Genomic DNA, 18,594 nt, shown 5'->3' with positions numbered 1-18,594 from the left:
GGGAAAGTTTCGACGTGAGATCGAAAGGCCTACGGAATGACCGGCACGCGGCCCGGCCCCACCATCGCGTCGATCGCGAACGAGCTCGGCCTGTCGGTGCCGACGGTCTCCAAGGTGCTCAACGGCCGGGCCGACGTGGCCCCCGCCACCCGCGACCGGGTCGAGGCCGCGCTGGAGAAGCACCAGTACCGGCGGCGGCGACAGACCGGCGCGCCGGCGGGCACCGGGCTGATCGACCTCGTCTTCCACCGCCTGGGCTCGGCCTGGTCCATGGAGATCATCCGCGGCGTCGAGGACGCGGCCGCCGAGTCGCACCTCAGCGTGATCCTGTCCGAGCTGGGCGGCGAGCACCGCCCGCCCGCCCGGTGGCTCGACACCACGATGGCGCGGCCGCCGCTGGGTGTGCTGCTCGTGGCGGCCAACCTGTCGGACGGGCAGCACCACCAGCTCGACCGCCGGGGCATCCCGTACGTGGTGATCGACACCGACGGCGAGCCACCCGCCGACGTCGCCTCCGTGGGCTCGGACAACTGGAACGGCGGGCTGCAGGCCACGCGCCACCTGCTCGCCCTGGGGCACCGCCGCATCGCGATGATCGGCGGGCCCGGCGACATGCTGTGCAGCCGCGCGCGCGTGGACGGGTTCCGTTCGGCGCACGAGGAGGCGGGCGTCGCCGTCGACCCGGCGCTCATGCGCCAGGGCAACTTCTACGTGGAGGCCGGGTTCGAGCACGGGCTGGAGCTCCTGTCGCTCCCCGACCGGCCCACCGCGGTGTTCGCCGGGTCGGACATGCAGGCCCTGGGGCTGCTCCGCGCCGCGCACCAGCTCGGGCTGCGGGTGCCCGAGGACCTGTCGGTGGTGGGCTACGACGACCTGCCGCTGGCCTCCTGGGTCGGGCCGCCGCTGACCACCGTGCGGCAGCCGCTCCGCGAGATGGGAGCGGCCGCCACGCAGATCCTGCTGGAGCTCGCCCAGGGCCGGTCGCCGACGGTGCGCCGGCTCAACCTGTCGACGGAGCTGGTCGTGCGGGAGTCGACGGCGCCTGCGGGGTGACCGGCCGTCAGATCGAGCGCGCGTGCGCCGCGAGCCGGTCGAAGGCCGCGTCCAGCTCGGTGTCCACGACCTGCGCCTCGGGATGGGCGTCGAACCAGGACACCTGCTCCTGCGCCCCGACGTCGTAGGTGATGGTGGTGCCGAACTCGGGCACGAGCGTGCGCACCTTCGAGCTGTCGAAGACCATCGAGTGCGCCTTGTCGCCCACCAGGCCGGGACCCAGGTCGGGCAGCACGCGGGCGATGGTCTCGGACGCGACGTGCACCAGGTCGGGGCTGCGCACGCCCGCGGCCTCGGCCAGCCAGGTGTAGATCTGGTCCCAGGTGGGGGCGTGCGTCCCGGTGATGTGGAAGGTGTCCCCCACGGCCAGCGGGTTGCCCAGCAGGCCCACGAACCCGACCGCGAAGTCCTCGGTGTGCGTGATGGTCCACAGGGAGGTGCCGTCGCCGTGGACGACGACGGGCTTGCCCGCCCGCATCCGGGCCACGTCGGTCCAGCCGCCCGAGGTCGGCAGCAGCGTCCGGTCGTAGGTGTGCGACGGCCGGACGATCGTGGCGGGGAACCCGTTCTCGCGGTACTCGCGCACGAGCAGGTCCTCGCACGCGATCTTGTCGCGGGAGTACTGCCAGAACGGGTTGCGCAGCGGCGTCGACTCCCGGACGGGCAGCCGCGACGGCGGCGTCTGGTAGGCCGACGCCGAGGAGATGAACACGTACTGCCCCGTCCGCCCGGAGAACTGGGCGACGTCACGCGCCACGTGCTCGGGGCTGAACGCCCGGAACTGCGCCACGACGTCGAACTCCCGGCTGCCCACAGCGGCGGCGACGGCCTCCGCGTCGTTCGCGTCGGCGACGAGCGTCTCCACCCCGGCCGGCACCGGACGGGTCGTGGATCTGCCTCGGTTGAGCACGGTCACCCGGTGTCCGAGCCGCGCGGCCCGGGCCACCGAGGCATGACTGATGATTCCGCTTCCGCCGATGAACAGGATGCTCTGGGACATGCCCCCAATCCTTGCACCGAGCACCCTGTCTGCGCTGGTCGGGGGCAAGATCGGTCCGAGGTGCGGACACCCGCCGATCTCGCCCCCGAGCCACGTCCAGCAGCAGGTCAGCGCTGTACGCGCGCGCTGCCCCCGCCGGCCAGCTTGGCCACCTCGGCGAGCGTCGCCATCGTGGTGTCGCCCGGGGTGGTCATGGCGAGCGCGCCGTGCGCCGCGCCGTACTCGACGGCCTCCTGGAGCGAGCCGAGCTCCATGAGCCCGTAGGCCAGGCCGGACGCGAAGGAGTCGCCGCCGCCCACGCGGTCGAAGATCTCCAGGTCGGCCCGGTGCGTGGCCTCGGCGAAGCCCTCCGCGCGCGACCAGGCGATGGCACCCCAGTCGTTGCGGGACGCCGAGCGCACGCCGCGCAGCGTCGTCGCGATCACCTGGAAGTTCGGGTACGCCTCCGACGCGGTCTTGATCATCGCGCGGAACGCGCCCGTGTCCAGGTCGGTGAGGTTCTCGTCGACACCCTCGACCTCGAAGCCGAGCGAGGCCGTGAAGTCCTCCTCGTTGCCGATCATGACGTCAACGTGCTGCGCCAGGCGCCGGTTGACCTCGCGCGCACGCTCCTCGCCGCCGATGCCCTTCCACAGGGAGGGCCGGTAGTTCAGGTCGTAGGACACGATGGTGCCGTGCCGGCGGGCCGCGGACATGGCGGCCTCCGCGACGTCCGCGCTGCTCTCGGAGAGCGCGGCGAAGATGCCGCCCGTGTGCAGCCAGCGCACACCGCGCGAGAACAGCGCGTCCCAGTCCACGTCCTCGGGCTTCAGCTGTGAGATGGCGGTGTTGCCGCGGTCGCTCACGCCCACCGCGCCGCGCACGCCGAAGCCGCGCTCGGTGAAGTTCAGACCGTTGCGCACCGTGCGGCCGATGCCGTCGTAGGGCACCCACTGCACGTACTGCGTGTCGAGACCGCCGGTGAGCATGAAGTCCTCGACCAGGCGGCCGATCTCGTTGTCGGCGAGCGCGGTGACGATCGCGCCGCGCAGGCCGAAGCAGCGGCGCAGGCCACGGGCCACGTTGTACTCGCCGCCGCCCTCCCACACGTCGAAGCTGCGGGCGGTGCGCACCCGGCGGTCGCCCGGGTCGAGGCGGAGCATGACCTCGCCGAGCGCGACGACGTCGTAGGCGCTCTCGGCGGCGGGGCGGACGGTCAGCGAGCTCATCGGTTCTTCTCCTGGTCGATCTGGGCGGCAAGGGCCACGGCGTCGCGGGTGCGGCTGGTGATCCCGTCCCAGTCCCCCGCGGTGACGAGCGTGCGGTCCACCATCCAGGAGCCGCCGACGGCGAGGACCGGGGCCAGGCCCAGGTAGTCGCCGAGGTTGGCGGCGCTGACGCCGCCCGTCGGCACGAACCGCAGGCCCGGGAACGGCGCGGAGAACGCCTTGATCGCGGCGGGCCCGCCGACCACGGAGGCGGGGAACAGCTTGACGACGTCGACCCCCAGGTCGAGCGCGGCCATGATCTCCGACGGCGTGGCGACACCGGGCAGCACGGGCAGGCCGTGCTCCTGCGCGCGGCGCACGACGGCGGCCGACAGCCCCGGGGAGACGATGTAGCGCGCACCGGCCTCGACGACGTCGTCCACCTGCGCGACCGTGGTGACGGTGCCGGCACCGACCACGACGTCGGGGTGGTTCTTGGCGACCGCGCGGATGGCGTCGAGGCCGCCCGCGAGCCGCAGGGTGATCTCGGCGACGGGCAGGCCGCCGGCGACGAGCGCGTCGGCGAGGCGGGCGCCCTCGTCGGCGCCGTCGACCACGACGACCGGCACGAGCCGGTGCGCGGCCAGCGCGTCGAGGACCGGGTTGTCGGGGGATGACATGCGTGCTCCGTTTCGCTATGGTGAACGCCTGTTGTTCACTGCGAAACGCATGCTACGTGAGGGAGTCCCATGGAAGCCAGTCCGCTCGGCAGCGTCGACAAGGCGCTGCTGGCGCTCGACACCCTCGCGGGCTTCGGCGCCGCGGGCGCGCCGCTGGCCACGCTGGCCCAGGCCGTGGGCGTCAGCAAGCCGACGCTGCACCGCACGCTCGCCGCGCTGCGACACCGCGGCTACGCCGAGCAGACGCCGGACGGCGCCTACCGGCTCGGCCCTTCCGCCCTGGCCCTGGGCAGCTCCTACCTGGCCGAGGAGAACCTCCCCGCGCTGCTGCACCCCGCCCTGACGGCGCTCAGCGAGGCGGTCGACGAGCTGGTGCACCTCGGGGTGCTCGCCGGACGCGAGGTGGTCTACCTCGACAAGGTGGAGCCGCAGCGCGCGGTCCGGGTGTGGTCCGCCGTCGGACGGCGGCGGGCGGCCGCGACCACCGCTCTGGGGCGGGCGCTCCTGTCGGTCCAGGAGCTGGACGACGCGGCGCTGGAACGGTTCGCCGAGGGCAGCACTCCGGCGGAGCGCCTGCGCGACGTGCTCGCGGAGGCCCGGCGCACCGGAGTCGGCAGCGAGACCGAGGAGAACGAGCGTGGCATCGCCTGCGTCGCGGTGCCGCTGCTCCGGGCGGGCCGTGCCGTCGCGGCGGTCAGCATCACGGCGCCAGTCGAGCGGCTGCAGGGCGCGTCACGGGCCGAGCGGGTCGGCGCGCTGCGCGAGATGCTGCCGGGGCTGCTCCCGGCGGGCCTGACGATCCCGCCGACGGCGTGAGGGCAACCTGGCTGACGCCCTCTCCCGACGAGGCTGAGCCGGTGTGGGGGTCCGAGGAGGCCGAGCCGGTCAGGCGACCAGGCCCCCACCGGCCACGACAAAGGCCCGGCCACCCCTCACGGGATGGCCGGGCCTTGTGTCAGGACCGGGTCCTACCGGGCGATCACGCCCCGCCGGCCGCCATCTGGCCCGACGGCGGCAGGTCGCGCGGCACCAGACCGGCGCCCGCGGGCACCGACTGGGGCTCGGCCTGGGTCGGCCGACGACGCTCGTCGCGCTCCACACCGCGGAACGTGAACTCGCCGAGGATGCCCTCGCCCTCGCCGTCGACGATCACCAGCTGACCCGCCGTGAGCTCGCCGAACAGGATCTTCTCGGACAGCGTGTCCTCGATCTCCCGCTGGATGGCTCGCTTCAGCGGACGGGCGCCGAGCACCGGGTCGTAGCCCTTCTCCGCCAGCAGGTGCTTCGCGGCGGGGGTGAGCTCGATGCCCATGTCCCGGTCGCGCAGGCGACGGTCGAGCTTCGCGATCTCGAGGTCGACGATCTGGATGATCTCGTCCTGCGAGAGCTGCGGGAACACGACCGTGTCGTCCACACGGTTGAGGAACTCGGGCCGGAAGTGCTGCTTGAGCTCCTCGTTGACCTTGGCCTTCATGCGCTCGTAGGAGGTCACCAGGTCGCCGCCGGAGTTGAAGCCGGTCTGGACGCCCTTGGCGATGTCCCGCGTGCCCAGGTTGGTGGTCATGATGATCACGGTGTTCTTGAAGTCGACCACGCGACCCTGCGAGTCCGTGAGGCGACCGTCCTCGAGCACCTGCAGCAGCGAGTTGAAGATGTCGGCGTGCGCCTTCTCCACCTCGTCGAACAGGACCACGGAGAACGGCTTGCGCCGCACCTTCTCGGTCAGCTGGCCACCCTCGTCGTAGCCGACGTATCCGGGCGGGGAACCGAACAGTCGCGAGACCGTGTGCTTCTCCGAGAACTCGGACATGTCGAGCTGGATGAGCGCGTCCTCGTCGCCGAACAGGAACTCGGCGAGCGCCTTGGCGAGCTCGGTCTTACCGACACCCGTGGGGCCGGCGAAGATGAACGAGCCACCGGGACGCTTCGGGTCCTTGAGGCCGGCCCGCGTACGGCGGATCGCCTGCGACAGGGCCTTGATCGCGGCCTCCTGGCCGACGACCCGCTTGTGCAGCTCGTCCTCCATGTGGAGCAGCCGGCTGGACTCCTCCTCGGTGAGCTTGACGACCGGGATGCCCGTGGACATCGCCAGCACCTCGGCGATCAGCTCGTCGTCGACCTCCGCGACCGTGTCGAGGTCGCCCGACTTCCAGGCCTTCTCCTTGTCCGCGCGGACCTGCGTGAGCTGCTTCTCCTTGTCACGCAGACCGGCGGCCTTCTCGAAGTCCTGCTCGTCGATCGCCGACTCCTTCTCGCGGCGCGCCTCGGCGATGGACTCGTCGAGCTCCTTGAGCTCCGGCGGCGCCGTCATGCGACGGATGCGCAGCCGGGCACCGGCCTCGTCGATCAGGTCGATCGCCTTGTCCGGGAGGAACCGGTCGTTGATGTACCGGTCGGCCAGCGTCGCGGCGGAGACCAGGGCGGAGTCCGTGATGGACACGCGGTGGTGCGCCTCGTAGCGGTCGCGCAGACCCTTGAGGATCTCGATGGCGTGCTCGAGCGACGGCTCCGACACCTGGATCGGCTGGAAGCGACGCTCCAGGGCCGGGTCCTTCTCGACGTACTTGCGGTACTCGTCGAGGGTGGTGGCGCCGATGGTCTGGAGCTCACCGCGCGCCAGCATGGGCTTCAGGATGGAGGCGGCGTCGATCGCGCCCTCGGCGGCACCCGCACCCACCAGGGTGTGGATCTCGTCGATGAACAGGATGATGTCGCCGCGGGTGCGGATCTCCTTGAGCACCTTCTTGAGGCGCTCCTCGAAGTCACCGCGGTAGCGCGAGCCGGCCACCAGGGCGCCCAGGTCAAGCGTGTAGAGCTGCTTGTCCTTGAGCGTCTCGGGGACGTCGCCCTTCACGATGTCCTGCGCGAGACCCTCGACGACGGCCGTCTTGCCGACGCCCGGCTCACCGATCAGGACCGGGTTGTTCTTGGTGCGGCGGGACAGCACCTGCATGACCCGCTCGATCTCCTGCGTGCGCCCGATGACCGGGTCGAGCTTGCCCTCGCGCGCAGCCTGGGTCAGGTTGCGACCGAACTGGTCGAGCACGGCCGAGCCCGCGGGCTGACCCTCCTGAGGACCACCGGCGGAGACGGGCTCCTTGCCCTGGTAGCCGCTCAGCAGCTGGATGACCTGCTGGCGCACCTTGTTGAGGTCGGCACCCATCTTGGTGAGCACCTGCGCCGCCACGCCCTCACCCTCGCGGATGAGACCGAGCAGGATGTGCTCCGTGCCGATGTAGTTGTGGCCGAGCTGCAGCGCCTCGCGCAGCGACAGCTCCAGCACCTTCTTGGCGCGCGGCGTGAACGGGATGTGCCCGCTCGGCGCCTGCTGCCCCTCACCGATGATCTCGGTGACCTGCGTGCGGACGCCGTCGAGCGAGATCCCGAGCGACTCCAGCGCCTTGGCGGCAACGCCCTCACCCTCGTGGATGAGGCCGAGCAGGATGTGCTCCGTGCCGATGTAGTTGTGGTTCAGCATCCGCGCCTCTTCCTGGGCGAGGACGACGACGCGACGGGCGCGATCCGTAAATCTCTCGAACATGTGCTGCTCCTCACGCGGGCGGCGGGCACCTGCACCGGCGGTACCAGGCCTGACCGCAACGACTCTATGCGCTCCCAACGCGGCGACCTACCGGTTGATGCCCATGTTCGCCAGGGGCGTGACGATGGAGGGTGTGCGGACGGCACAGGACGTCCCGCCCCGGCGCGACACGCCCGGGCACAGCGGTCCGACGGCGAGTCCGGGCCGATTCTTCCCCGATTACGTGCCGATTCTGGCCGTGGTCGTTGACGCCTCACGCGCTACCCGGCAGTCTCGTGTCTACGCGAACCCGCCCCGGGGAGGCCACATGGCGGACGAACCGAGCCCGACCCCCGAGTCCTGGGAACAGATCGTCGCGCGATTCGCCCGGTTCTCCGGCGTCGTCGGCGAAGTGGACGACCCCCTGACGTGGGGACTGGACCTCGTCGAGGAAGAGGTCACCGGGGTCTCCGACAGCGCCGACCCCACCGAGGAACGCTTCCTGCGGTCCTACCGCACGTTCTCCGGCGAGACCGTCGAGGTCGAGACGCTGCGCGTGCCGGCCACCCCGGCCCAGATCGAGGACATCGTCCGCGCCGCCTGCAGCGGGGCGCTCGTCGCGCCCCTGCACGCCGACGTCGACCCGGCGGCACCGCCGGAGATCACCGACGTCGCGGACCTCGCGGAGTCCTACCAGGACTATCGCAGCGCGATGCGCGCGATCGTCGCCGAGGTCGACGACGTGCCGTGCGAGACGCGCCAGTTCCGGGTCGACGGGGAGACCAAGCGCTGCATGCGCGTGACGGTGCGCAACGTGACCGCCGTGTACTCCCCGGCGGCCGACCGGGCGGTGGTCGTGACCGGCCCCGCCGACCTGGTGGACCGGGTCGACGTCGTCACCCGGCCCATCCGCAACCTGCTCCACGGGGAGGAAGGGCCGCGGTTCTGACCCGCACCTCACCCGCGCAAGGCCCCGGAACCCGGGCGGTACGGCGGTAGGATCGCCGCTGTGATCCGTGCCACCGCCCCCGTCGCGCCCTCGCGGCCGACGGCGCGCAGCGCCCGGACCCGGCGTGCCGGCACCCTGTCGCTCCTGCTGACGGCACTGCTGGCCCTCGCCGGCACCGCCGTGGGCGGGACCACCGCGACGGCCGAGGTCTCGGGCGACGAGATCTGGGTGAGCGTGGACGGTGTCGCCTTCGAGCCCGGCCGGGAGAGCGACGAGCTGGCGTACGTCGTGCGGCCCGTCGGTTCCCGCTACGGCGGGCAGGCGTACGACCGTGACCTGACCCGGGACGAGCAGCGCAGCGGCTGGGCCGCGTTCACGGAGGCCCGCCGGTCCTTCCCGGACGGCTACTGCGTGGTGTGGGTCGAGGTCGAGGACGCGAGCAGCTGGCACGAGTCGGACGAACAGGCCGTGTGCACCGCCACGGAGCCGGCCGAGAGCACCGAGCCCACGTCCACCCCCACGCCGACGGCGACGAAGACCCGGCCCACCCAGGCGGCCACCCCCAAGCCCGGAGCCGGTCAGCCGGGATCCACGCCGACGCCAGTCACCAGCGACCCGGCCGAGGCCGAGCCGTCCAGCCCGGCACCCACGCCGTCCGCGTCGCCGTCGCCCAGCCCGTCGGCGTCACCGTCCGCCTCGGCGTCACCGAGCCCGTCGCCCTCCCTGACGGCGCTGAGCGGGGCGCTCATGCCGAGCATCCCGCCGCAGTCGCCGGTCCGGGCGAGCGTCGACGCGGGCCAGGAGCAGGAGGTCGTCACGCCGCTCGGCTGGGTGGCCGTGCTCGCCACCGGCGCGGCCCTCACGGCGGGCGGCCTGCTCATGCTCTGGCGCCGCCTCACCTGACGATCGGCCGGGCCCCGGCGTGCGGCGTCGTCCGCGCACGGCAGACTGGCCCCGTGACCACTCCCGCAGGCCTGCTCCTGACGCCCGGCGCGGGCGCGAACCGGGAGAGCCCGGCGCTCGTCGCGGTGGAGCGCACCCTGGCGGACGCCGATCCGCCGGTACCCACGCGGCGCGCCGACTTCCCGTACCGCCTGGAGGGGCGGCGCATGCCGGACCGGCCGCCGGTCGCCGTCGCGCACCTGCGGGCCGTGGCCACGGCCTGGGCGGACGAGCTCGGCGTGCCCACGGACCGCCTGCTGCTCGGCGGCCGGTCCTACGGCGGGCGGATGTGCTCGATGGCCGTGGCGGAGGGTCTGCCGGCGGCGGGGCTGGTGCTGCTCAGCTACCCGCTGCACCCGCCCGGCAGGCCGGACAAGCTCCGCGTGGAGCACTTCGGCGGGATCCGGGTGCCCACGCTGTTCGTGTCCGGCGACAAGGACCAGTTCGGCACCCCCGAGGAGCTCGCCGAGCACGTCGCGGCGATCCCGGGACCGGTCACCTCGGTGACGCTGTCCGGCGCCCACGACATGCGCGGCGTCGGGCGCGAGAAGGCCGTGGCCGAGGCCGTGGCGGCCTGGGTCGCGACCCTCTGACGCTGCCCGACGGTCAGCGCCCGCCCGCCGGCTTCTCCGGGTACTCGGGCGGGGTCTTGTCCAGCTCGATCGCGATCTCGCGGCGCTCCGCGACGATGTGCGCGCGCTCCTCGTCGCGCTGCTTCAGCGCGTCGGTCTGCAGGTCGGCGCTCAGGTGGTCCCAGTAGAGGGTGCCGTCGAGGTGCTGCGACTCGTGGATGAAGCAGCGGGCCAGGTAGCCGGCGCCCGAGAGCTGGACCGGCGCACCGTGCTGGTCGACGCCCTTCACGGTCGCCCGGCCCGGCCGCTCCAGCGGCTCGTAGGCACCCGGCACGGACAGGCAGCCTTCCTCCTCCGTCTCCGGCTCGGCGTCGAGGTCCATCTCGAGCACCGGGTTCACCACGTGGCCGACGTGCCGGTCGCCCGCCGAGTCCGTCAGGTCGTACACGAACACCCGCAGGTCCACGCCCACCTGGGGCGCCGCCAGGCCGACGCCCTGCGCCGACTCCATGGTGGCGAACAGGTCGTCGATCAGCCGGGCCAGCTCCGGGGTGGAGAACTCCTCGACGGTGCGCGCCGGGCTGTGCAGCACCGGTTCGCCGATCTCGGTGATGCGCAGCACGCGGCCGCGCTCCACCTCGGGAGCGATCGCGGGGTACTCCTCGACCGGCTCGCCGAGCAGGTAGGTGACGGGCTTGCGCCGCCGGGGACGGGTCCATGCCATGGGACAGAGGGTACCTTCGACGCATGCACCCCACCCCGGTCCGTGACGCGGCGCGCACGGCGGGGTACGTGCTCGACGACGCCCAGCGAGTCGCGGCGGAACGCCTGGAGGCGCTGCTGGCCGCGACGGAGCACGCACGGGCCCGCGACATCCTGCCCCGCGACGGCGGGACCGGGCGCGGCGTCTATCTCTGGGGTCCGGTGGGCCGCGGCAAGACCTGGCTCCTGGACCGCTTCCACGAGCAGTCCGGCGGCCCGCGCTTCCACTTCCACGAGTTCTACCGCGCGCTGCACGCCGAGGTGTGGGCACGGACCGGCACCCCGGACGCGATGGACCGCGCCCTGGACGCCCTGCTCGGCGACGCCCGCGTGCTGTGCTTCGACGAGCTCCACCTGCACGACGCCGGGGACGCGATGCTGCTCTCCCGCGCGCTGCGCACGCTGCTGGGCCGACGGGTCACGCTCGTGGCGACCTCCAACTATCCGCCGCAGGGTCTGCTGCCCGACCCGCTGTTCCACGAGCTCGCGGAGCCGCTCATCGCGCTGCTGGAGTCGTCGCTGGACGTGCTGGAGGTGGCCGGACCGGTCGACTACCGCACGCTCCGCCCGGTGCACGGGACGGCCGTGCCGGGGGCGCCGTCCGCACCCCGATGGCGGGACGGCGCCGCGCTGGTGCGCACGGACCTCCCGGACCGGCCCGCACCGCACGAGGCGACCGACGTGCCGCTGAGCGGCGGCCGGAGCGTCCGCGCTCTCCGCGCCGCCGACGGCGCCGTCTGGTTCGACTTCGCCGGGCTGTGCGCGGCGCCGGTGTCCGCGCTGGACATGCTGTCGCTGGCGGAACGGTTCGACCGGTGGGTGCTGTCCGACGTCGTGCCGTTCGCCGACTGCCACGTGAACACGCAGCAGCGGTTCGTCAGCCTCGTGGACGTGCTCCACGACCGCGACCTGCCGCTCGTGCTGACGGCGCCGGGTCCGCTGGACGAGGTGCTCTCGGTACCCCCGGGGCGTCCGGCGCCGCCCGACCTGGCCCGCGCGGTCAGCCGGCTGCACCAGCTCGGCAGCGGCCGGCCTGCGCCCGCCGGGCGGACGGGACGCAGGTGAGGTCCCGGCGGGCCGGCCACGCGATGCGCGTTCCCCGCGAGACCGGACGGCAGGCGGTCCGACGGCGGGCGGCCCCCGCCCTGGCGGCCGTGCTCACGGTGGTGGCCGGCCTGTCCGCGCGGTCGGTGCTCGACGGCGCCGCGGGCAAGTACGCCGGGGACACGCTCTACGCGCTGCTGATCTTCTGGCTCGTGCTCGTGGTCGCACCACGGACCCGGGGCTGGGTGGCAGCAGCCGTGGCCCTCGGGGTGAGCACGGCCGTGGAGCTCTTCCAGCTCACCGGCATACCCGCCGCGCTGGGCGCGCACAGCGCCCTCGCCCGCCTGGTGCTCGGCACGACCTTCAACGCACCGGACCTGCCGTTCTACGCGGTGGGGGCGGCGCTGGGGTGGACCCTGGCCGGGGCGGCCGGGGCGCTCTCCCGTGCGCGGTCCGGCGGTCTCACGGAGAACGCTGGTCGATGATCACCTTGTCGTCGGCCGCGGGTCCCCGAATAGTCAGGCCCCGCGCCGGGTACCGGACGGCGACGAGCGCGTGCGGGACGCCGGCGCCGACGGTGGCCGCTTCGCCGGCCTCCACCGTGATCCGCGATCCGTCGACCTCCAGGTCCACGGCGCCCTCGAGCACCACGTAGACCTCGTCGCTCGCACGATGGAGGTGGGTGCCGTCGTCGCCGTACGGCTCGTCGACGCGCCAGTGCAGCACCTGGAGCCGGTCCGAGCAGAAGCCGTCGCCCGACGGCGGTCGCGGGCCGGCGACCACCGTGAGCCGACCGTCCAAGGAGATCCTGCTGAACGACATCCGGGCAGTCTGACAGGGTCAGGGCCTACTGCCTGACCGGCTACTCCGGTGCGGACAGGAGCCGCCGCGCCGACCACCGGGCCAGGTCCGCCTCGAGGAGCGCCGGGTCGCGCCGCGGCGGCACCTCGTCGAGGATCTCGAGTCGCGTGATCCGCTCGATGCGGAACCCGCGGATCGCGTCACGCAGCCGGCACCAGCCGGAGAGGAGCCACGTGTCGGCGGCACGGAGAAGACCCATGGTCTCGACCTCGCGGACGGTCGTGGCGGAGTGGTCCGGGCTGCCGTCGGCGCCCTCGCCCACGTAGGTGAGCCGCACCACGCGACGTGCGGCGATCGCGTCGGAGAGGATCCCGAGCGGCACGGCGCCGCCCGTGGCGGGGGCGGCGTCGATGACGTGCATCGTCCCGAGCAGCTCCCGCACGGGCGCGCGATGCGCCTCGTCCATGACCGCAGTGATCTTGGCGCTCGCGCGGCGCGCAGCGCCCTGGTAGGGCGAGGACTCGAGCAGCCCGAGACCCGCGAGCACCGCCAACGACTCGGCGGCAGAGAGGTTCAGGGGCGGCAGGGAGTACTCCCGGAGGATCGAGTAGCCGCCCGCGGCCCCGTGGTCCGCATAGATGGGGACGCCGGCCACCTGGAGCGAGCCGATGTCTCGTTCGATCGTCCGTGCGGACACACCGAACTCGCGGGCGAGCCGAGCGGCGGACCAGGGGCGCCGTGCGCCGCGAAGCAGGTCGACCAGGGCGTACTGCCGCTCGGCTCGCTTCATGCTCCCTATTCTCCCAGGGCGAGGAGATCCGGACGGGGCGGGTCAGCTGCGCATGCTGCGCTGCCCGCCCACGGACCAGACGCGAGTGACCCGACCGTCCTCGTCGAAGTCGAAGACGTCCACGCCGCCTGCCTGCTGGCCGTTCGCATCGACATCCCACAGCAGGCGGCCATGGTCGCCGTCGATGGCATCGGCGATCCTCGTGAAGACGACGCCCGGGTTCTGCCCGTGCCACCAGTCGAGATAGCGCACGAAGTCCTCGGCGGTGCGGATGTCGTCCGCGGGTGTCGACCCGTCGGGCTCCGTCACGGCGAAGTGGATGCGGAAGTCGTCCGCGCAGATCTGTCGTGCGATGTCGCCGTCCGTGTTCCACATCGTCAGCCACACGTCGAGCGCGTGCCGGGCGGTGGAGCTGGGCGTGATCAGGTTCGTGGTGTCGGTCATGCACCCACCGTCGGTCGACGACGCGACAGCTGTGTGTCGGTGTTCCCCGGGTGATTGCGCCGGGGTCATCGCTGGGCCCGCACCGTGGAGCAGAAACAGCAAGGCCCGGAATTGTTGAGATTCCGGGCCTGTCTGAGCCGCCTGTGGGAATCGAACCCACGACCTTCTCATTACGAGAACGTCCCGGAGCCCTGCGGGCCGGATTCCTCGCCTCGTTCCGCGTGCATACGGTGCGCTCGAACCACTCCGTCGCTCGCTGGGGGTGCGCGGGGGGTGCGCGGATTCGGAGCTGTCGTCGCGGGTCTGTGACCTCACCATGCTCCTGCTTCGGGGTCCCTGTTCCTCCGTCATCCGTTGGCGCGGGGCACGTCTCGGACATCGGTTCTGCCGGTAGTGCAACAGGTCCCGCTCATCAGATCTGGTGCGGTGGTGCTGGGTGTCGGCGGGACCTGTTGCGCTGGCGGCGGGTTCGGTGTCAGGGTCCCGGTGAAGCCAATGGATGACGGAGGAACAGGGGCACCGCGGCTCCCCTGTTCCTCTTGATTCCCGGGTGCCTGCCAGAGGCGTTAGGGAAGCGTCCTCGCTTCAAGGGTGCGGAGAATGCCGATCAGGTGGTTCAGCTCGTGCCAGAGAGCAGGCGTTGGGCCGTCGCTGCCGAGGTACTCGCGCATGGTTTGGATGTCGTCGTCCAGGTCACCGGCCGTGATGGTGACTTCGTCGGGGTCCATGGCATGGAGCTGGTGGGCGGGTACCTGCCAGTAGAGCCCACCGTCGAGCTGGACCTGATCGCCGAGAGTTGCTGCCGTGTCATCGAGTGCTCGGTTGATCGCTCGGCGTAGGTCGTCGATGGCGAGTATCGCTGGTGGGTTCACGGGAGCCAGAGTGGCACAGCCCGTTACCCGGGCTGAGGAATGAGAGACGGTCCTGACTGCTGGAGTCGGGACCGTCTTCGTCATGTTCGGGGCCGGTAGGCCGTCGGGGTGCGGTGGGGTGCGCGCAGGGCGCGAAGCGCCCGGAGCGCGGGGCCCCATCGCGGGGCCCCGCCGGCCGGACGGCCCAGCGCCGCGCAGCGGCGCCTTGAGCCAGTAAAGAAAATCCTCACGGAGACCTCCAAGTCGTGCCATGTCAGCGGTAGCGTCTACGCATGTCATTGGGCTCATGGGGAGAGTGGGTTGGCAGCCTCGCTGCGATCGTGCCTGCCGTGCTGTGGTTCTTCGACCGAAGAGACCGCAAGGCGGCAGAGGATCAACTCAAGGAATTACGCGAAAAGACGGATAAAGCGGAAACAGAGTCTCAGGCCCGCGCAATCGCTGGATGGATTGACTCGAATGGCAACTTCACACTCCGCAACGGATCAAGTCTGCCGATCTTCGACGTGCGTGCCGGAGCCATGCTTTATCCGGTTGACGATGAGCCGTACGGATTTGACATTGGGGAGTGGGAAGCGCTTGGCCCTGGTGACGAAGTGAGGGATACGGATTACCGGCCGCCCCACGTCCTGACGTGTTACGTCAAGTTTCGCGACTCCTCGGGCGTGCGCTGGGAACGTTCGTCGGATGGTGAGTTGCGCAATCTGACCGATGAGACATAGGAACGGCGGTCACGCGTGGAACTAGGTACCTGGGGTGAGTGGATTAGTGCGGCTGGCGGCGTGGCCGCGGGTCTGGTGCCGGCAGTGCTCTGGTTCTTCGAGCGCCGCGACCGCCGGGCCGCTGAGGCCGAACTGCGAGCAATCCGGGCGAGGAACGAGCGGGAGCAGCCCAGCAGAATGGCAGCGTGGGTAGACCCCGACGGGCGTATCGGGCTCTACAACGGAGCTGACCGCCCTGCATTCTGGGTCCAGGTTCACGACACAGATACTAATGAGCAATGGGTTAGGATTCGCGTTGTGAAACCGGGGGAGTCGATTCGCGTGCCAGGTACTCATGGCTTTCCCCAAGACGGCATTTACATGCTATTTAGCATGGGTGGCGTCAATTGGCGAAGTGATTGGGATGGAAGCGTCTACGAGACGGATGCTGAATTGGATTATCGTGAGCCATCTCGCATTCCCCCATCTCAAATCACTTGAGGCAGGGGCGGCCAATTCGGCAGTTCTCGCGTTATGATCATCCCGACATGTAACGGGACTAGCGCAGGGCTAATGGTTGGAAGGGTCGAGTGTGATGGTAACGACTGTCTTGTCGTCATGTGGCTTCGATCGCGGCCACCGCCGACCGCCGGGGTCAGCAAGTTCGGCCTTATGAATTTGTCGAAGCGCATAGTCAGGGCCGTGCACAGCAACCTCGTCGTAGAGGTCACGCCACCCCGTGATGTCGGGGTATCGGGCGGGGTCCACGCCGTCGCTTGCGAGCAAGAGCGCGGATATCGCTGCTCGCTCCTCGATTGTCGTGATGCCATGTTGTGCGGCCTCGGGGTCGGCTCCTGCTATCCAGTAGCCGCTTGGCCGGTTGGCCCGCCGTGCCTGCTCCGCCTGGAGCTTGAGAAGAAGTGCCCGGTGCCCGTCGTCGTAACCGTGACCGTCACCGAGTCGCTTGCGGTAGGCGGCCCGTTCCGAAGTTGCGACGTGGTCCAACCGGTCATCGGTGTGCACAGTCTCGGTTCCGTCGGCTCGGAGGAGAACGACGTAGCTGTCGCCTAGGACGTAGGTCTCCACGATTTCTTGGTTCCATCGCGCGAGGGCCACCGTGCTCGTCGGGGTCGTGGCCGGCGTCAGGTGGTGTCCATCGCGGACCCTGCGGATTGCTTCCGTGACGGCGTCAGCCAATGTGCCGCTCTGTGGCACGGTTTCGCTGATCGCTTGTGCCAGTTGTTCGGCGTACCAGCCGGGATCGTGCGAGCGGTCGCCAGCGACGGAGGTTGCTCCGTCGAGCACGGCGGCGAATCCGTCTCCGATGACGTAGCGGTCCTGGTTGTTCGTGCCTCCCGCGAGGGTCGCGTGGAGTACCCAATGCGACTCGCTCATGAATGAACCTTCGGGCCCCAGGCTGCGGCCGTGTCCTTGACGGCGGCGCCTTCAAAGGTGCTCGTGACGACGAGCGAGAACGGGTTGTCACCGACGGCTGCGTAGACCTCGGAGAGGTGCCGTCGCAGGTACTCAACGGCTCCGACCGATCCGAGGGCGTGCACGCCTGCGACGATCAGCAGGATTCGGCCGTGGCGGTGGATGCGGGCGATGTAGGCGATGTCCCCGGTGGGGTCCCCGATGTCAGCGGGGGAGAGGAACACTTCGCCGGTGGCCCGATCGGTGATGACCCATCGGTCGTCGCTGTCGGGTTCGAACGAGAGGTAGGGGTCGGCTTCGATCGCCTCGGCAGTGACGCGGGACGACTTCGGCCCGCAGATCGCTACAGCGTCGGCCGGGGGCTCCCACTCGCCGCTGGTCGGGATCTGGAAGACGTCGGCCGCGAGGCTGAGTGATTCGAGGATGCCGGTAAGTCCCTTCGCTGCGGCGTCGTCCTCTGCGGCGATGACGCCGTGGGGCCGGTCACCCATCGCGCGAAGCGGGATGGCCACGGTGACAGGACCGACGCCGAAGAACGCGCGCTCGACGGGCGGAGCGCTCTTGCGTAGCTGCGTGATGCGGCCTTTGGAGATGCCGACCTGGTTCGCAACCTCGGTGTACGACATGCCGAGTTCGTCGTGGGCACGGTCGATCGCGGCCTTGCGTAGCCGCGCGAGCTCGCTAGTTCGCTGGCCGTAGATCACCAGCAGTTCCGTGGCGCGTCGGGCCTGACGGATGGGGTCACCATCCGTCCTGACGCGCTCGAACTCATCGGGGCTCTCGTTCATAGGCTCTGCTCACACGTCTGTTGAAGGGTGCACACGTATGTGTGCGAGTTTAGACCCCTTGACGGATCGCCCGGAGGGGCTTACCTTCGTATTTAGACCCCTCAACTTTGAAGGGTCACACGACGGGTCGGTTGTTTAGACCCCTCAACGACCGAGGAGAAGACGATGGCGATGCAGCGACGGTTTGCAGTGACTCACGAGGACGTGTTCCCCAAGGGCGCGTTCCTGAAGGGCGAGGTCGAGCCCGTGCAGGACTTCCAGGCCGACAAGCGCCCGGACGGGTCGCGTCCGCAGCAGCGGGACAAGGACACGGGCCTGCTGCTGTGGCAGGTGGTGGTCCTGGACGCGGATGAGGAGGCGGGCAAGAAGGACACCGCCGTCACGGTCAAGATCGCGGCCCCGCACCAGCCGGTGCCCCCGGTCAACAACACGCCGTTCCCGTGGACGCCGGTGGAGTTCGTGGGTCTGACGGCTCTGCCGTACGTGGACGACAACGGGTCCCGGCCGCGCCTGGCGTGGTCGTACAAGGCCGAGGACCTGTGCGAGCCGGGCAAGGCCGACGTGCCGACCTCGGCCCGCCCTGATGCCGGTAAGGCGGCTGCGTGATGACCGCGGCCCTGCACAGGTCGGGGGAGGCCGATGCAGTGGTGTCGGCCCCCTCGACGGGGGAACTGATGACGGTCGCCGCTGACGTGGTGGCGATGGTCAACGACCGCGCGACGTACGTGGCGGTCTCGGACACGGGCTCCATCGCTGTCCACGTCGAGTGTCAGGCCGATGCGGAGCACCTGGCGCGGCTGCTGCGGCTCGGGCACGTGGACGACTTCGCGGCCAGGGAGGAGCACGGCGGGTTCTCGTCCTGGTCTGGCCGGTCCTGGACCGGTGTCCGGTTCACGGTCCTGTGCCCGCTGTCCGGGCAGGTGCGCCCGGTGCGTGCGTTCCCGGTCCGGCCTGGCGACCTGGATCACCTCGACGTCCCGGTGCCCTACGCGCTGACCGGGGGCGCGTGATGTCGCGGGCCGAAGCCCTGGGATCGGCTGCTGACTCTCTGTTCCGGG

21 protein-coding genes are annotated in these 18,594 nt (G+C 70.9%); 10 read left to right on the top strand and 11 right to left on the bottom strand.

Annotated elements, in window-relative coordinates; genetic code table 11:
- Positions 1 to 36 precede the first annotated feature (36 nt).
- The gene (locus ACIBBF_RS13415; RefSeq protein ID WP_397413877.1) at positions 37 to 1,053 is read left to right on the top strand and encodes a LacI family DNA-binding transcriptional regulator; all 1,017 of its coding nucleotides are present in this window, start codon (positions 37 to 39) and stop codon (positions 1,051 to 1,053) included.
- A 7-nt stretch (positions 1,054 to 1,060) separates the two neighbouring features.
- On the opposite strand, the gene ACIBBF_RS13410 is transcribed toward ACIBBF_RS13415, so the two are convergent.
- From ACIBBF_RS13410 to eda, 3 genes are all read right to left on the bottom strand, one after another.
- The gene (locus tag ACIBBF_RS13410; protein ID WP_397413875.1) at positions 1,061 to 2,053 is read right to left on the bottom strand and encodes an NAD-dependent epimerase/dehydratase family protein; all 993 of its coding nucleotides are present in this window, start codon (positions 2,051 to 2,053) and stop codon (positions 1,061 to 1,063) included.
- Between the two features lie 107 nt (positions 2,054 to 2,160).
- Complete coding sequence (locus tag ACIBBF_RS13405) at positions 2,161 to 3,261, bottom strand: sugar kinase (protein ID WP_397413873.1); 1,101 nt, start codon at positions 3,259 to 3,261, stop codon at positions 2,161 to 2,163.
- Positions 3,258 to 3,920: a bifunctional 4-hydroxy-2-oxoglutarate aldolase/2-dehydro-3-deoxy-phosphogluconate aldolase gene (gene eda, locus ACIBBF_RS13400; RefSeq protein WP_397413871.1), complete on the bottom strand. Its 663-nt coding sequence runs from the start codon at positions 3,918 to 3,920 to the stop codon at positions 3,258 to 3,260. Before eda ends, ACIBBF_RS13405 begins: the two co-directional genes overlap by 4 nt.
- A 69-nt stretch (positions 3,921 to 3,989) precedes the next feature.
- Between eda and ACIBBF_RS13395 the strand changes: the two genes are divergently transcribed.
- On the top strand, positions 3,990 to 4,736 hold the full coding sequence (locus tag ACIBBF_RS13395; RefSeq protein WP_397413869.1) for an IclR family transcriptional regulator: 747 nt from the start codon (positions 3,990 to 3,992) through the stop codon (positions 4,734 to 4,736).
- Positions 4,737 to 4,899: 163 nt separating this feature from the next.
- Here ACIBBF_RS13395 and ACIBBF_RS13390 read toward each other — a convergent pair whose 3' ends face one another.
- Positions 4,900 to 7,461, bottom strand: a complete 2,562-nt coding sequence (locus ACIBBF_RS13390) for an ATP-dependent Clp protease ATP-binding subunit (protein ID WP_397413866.1) — start codon at positions 7,459 to 7,461, stop codon at positions 4,900 to 4,902.
- 307 nt (positions 7,462 to 7,768) lie between these two features.
- On the opposite strand from ACIBBF_RS13390, the gene ACIBBF_RS13385 reads away from it, so the two are divergent.
- Genes ACIBBF_RS13385 through ACIBBF_RS13375 form a run of 3 tightly spaced genes read left to right on the top strand, consistent with a single transcriptional unit; the run spans position 7,769 to position 9,924 of the window.
- Positions 7,769 to 8,389 (top strand): hypothetical protein, encoded by a 621-nt coding sequence (locus ACIBBF_RS13385; RefSeq protein ID WP_397413863.1) that lies wholly within the window; start codon positions 7,769 to 7,771, stop codon positions 8,387 to 8,389.
- Positions 8,390 to 8,449: 60 nt separating this feature from the next.
- Entirely contained in the window at positions 8,450 to 9,292 is an 843-nt protein-coding gene (locus ACIBBF_RS13380; RefSeq protein ID WP_397413861.1) for a hypothetical protein, read from the top strand.
- A gap of 53 nt (positions 9,293 to 9,345) precedes the next feature.
- Complete coding sequence (locus ACIBBF_RS13375) at positions 9,346 to 9,924, top strand: alpha/beta family hydrolase (protein ID WP_397413859.1); 579 nt, start codon at positions 9,346 to 9,348, stop codon at positions 9,922 to 9,924.
- Between the two features lie 13 nt (positions 9,925 to 9,937).
- Here ACIBBF_RS13375 and def read toward each other — a convergent pair whose 3' ends face one another.
- Positions 9,938 to 10,627, bottom strand: a complete 690-nt coding sequence (gene def, locus ACIBBF_RS13370; RefSeq protein WP_397413857.1) for a peptide deformylase — start codon at positions 10,625 to 10,627, stop codon at positions 9,938 to 9,940.
- A 23-nt stretch (positions 10,628 to 10,650) separates the two neighbouring features.
- Between def and zapE the strand changes: the two genes are divergently transcribed.
- Complete coding sequence (zapE, locus tag ACIBBF_RS13365) at positions 10,651 to 11,730, top strand: cell division protein ZapE (RefSeq protein ID WP_397413855.1); 1,080 nt, start codon at positions 10,651 to 10,653, stop codon at positions 11,728 to 11,730.
- Entirely contained in the window at positions 11,727 to 12,194 is a 468-nt protein-coding gene (locus tag ACIBBF_RS13360; RefSeq protein ID WP_397413853.1) for a DUF2809 domain-containing protein, read from the top strand. Before zapE ends, ACIBBF_RS13360 begins: the two co-directional genes overlap by 4 nt.
- On the opposite strand, the gene ACIBBF_RS13355 is transcribed toward ACIBBF_RS13360, so the two are convergent.
- The 4 genes from ACIBBF_RS13355 to ACIBBF_RS13340 form a co-directional block, all read right to left on the bottom strand.
- Positions 12,172 to 12,531 (bottom strand): cupin domain-containing protein, encoded by a 360-nt coding sequence (locus ACIBBF_RS13355; RefSeq protein ID WP_397413851.1) that lies wholly within the window; start codon positions 12,529 to 12,531, stop codon positions 12,172 to 12,174. The two genes, ACIBBF_RS13360 and ACIBBF_RS13355, sit on opposite strands and share 23 nt — an antisense overlap.
- Positions 12,532 to 12,571: 40 nt before the next feature.
- Complete coding sequence (locus ACIBBF_RS13350) at positions 12,572 to 13,300, bottom strand: helix-turn-helix transcriptional regulator (RefSeq protein ID WP_397413849.1); 729 nt, start codon at positions 13,298 to 13,300, stop codon at positions 12,572 to 12,574.
- Positions 13,301 to 13,342: 42 nt separating this feature from the next.
- Complete coding sequence (locus ACIBBF_RS13345) at positions 13,343 to 13,744, bottom strand: nuclear transport factor 2 family protein (protein WP_397413847.1); 402 nt, start codon at positions 13,742 to 13,744, stop codon at positions 13,343 to 13,345.
- Between the two features lie 566 nt (positions 13,745 to 14,310).
- Positions 14,311 to 14,616: a hypothetical protein gene (locus tag ACIBBF_RS13340; protein WP_397413845.1), complete on the bottom strand. Its 306-nt coding sequence runs from the start codon at positions 14,614 to 14,616 to the stop codon at positions 14,311 to 14,313.
- Between the two features lie 272 nt (positions 14,617 to 14,888).
- Here ACIBBF_RS13340 and ACIBBF_RS13335 point away from each other — a divergent pair, with 272 nt between their 5' ends.
- A complete protein-coding gene (locus tag ACIBBF_RS13335) occupies positions 14,889 to 15,335 on the top strand; it encodes a hypothetical protein (RefSeq protein ID WP_397413843.1) in 447 nt (148 codons plus the stop codon).
- Positions 15,336 to 15,884: 549 nt separating this feature from the next.
- Here the strand turns inward: ACIBBF_RS13335 and ACIBBF_RS13330 are convergent.
- Together ACIBBF_RS13330 and ACIBBF_RS13325 are read right to left on the bottom strand one after the other, a co-directional pair.
- Positions 15,885 to 16,709 carry a PP2C family serine/threonine-protein phosphatase gene (locus ACIBBF_RS13330; RefSeq protein WP_397413840.1) on the bottom strand — a complete coding sequence of 275 codons (825 nt, stop codon included), beginning with the start codon at positions 16,707 to 16,709 and terminating at the stop codon, positions 15,885 to 15,887.
- Complete coding sequence (locus ACIBBF_RS13325; protein ID WP_397413837.1) at positions 16,706 to 17,536, bottom strand: hypothetical protein; 831 nt, start codon at positions 17,534 to 17,536, stop codon at positions 16,706 to 16,708. Before ACIBBF_RS13325 ends, ACIBBF_RS13330 begins: the two co-directional genes overlap by 4 nt.
- Positions 17,537 to 17,725: 189 nt before the next feature.
- Here ACIBBF_RS13325 and ACIBBF_RS13320 point away from each other — a divergent pair, with 189 nt between their 5' ends.
- Positions 17,726 to 18,142 carry a plasmid replication, integration and excision activator gene (locus ACIBBF_RS13320; RefSeq protein ID WP_397413835.1) on the top strand — a complete coding sequence of 139 codons (417 nt, stop codon included), beginning with the start codon at positions 17,726 to 17,728 and terminating at the stop codon, positions 18,140 to 18,142.
- A gap of 68 nt (positions 18,143 to 18,210) precedes the next feature.
- The gene (locus tag ACIBBF_RS13315) at positions 18,211 to 18,546 is read left to right on the top strand and encodes a hypothetical protein (protein ID WP_397413833.1); all 336 of its coding nucleotides are present in this window, start codon (positions 18,211 to 18,213) and stop codon (positions 18,544 to 18,546) included.
- Positions 18,547 to 18,594 lie beyond the last annotated feature (48 nt).

The sequence above is a fragment of the Promicromonospora sp. NPDC050880 genome (genome assembly GCF_044456525.1).
Classification (GTDB): domain Bacteria; phylum Actinomycetota; class Actinomycetes; order Actinomycetales; family Cellulomonadaceae; genus Promicromonospora.
Note: the sequence above shows the minus strand (reverse complement) of the source record. Positions and strands in the feature narration are given on the sequence as shown.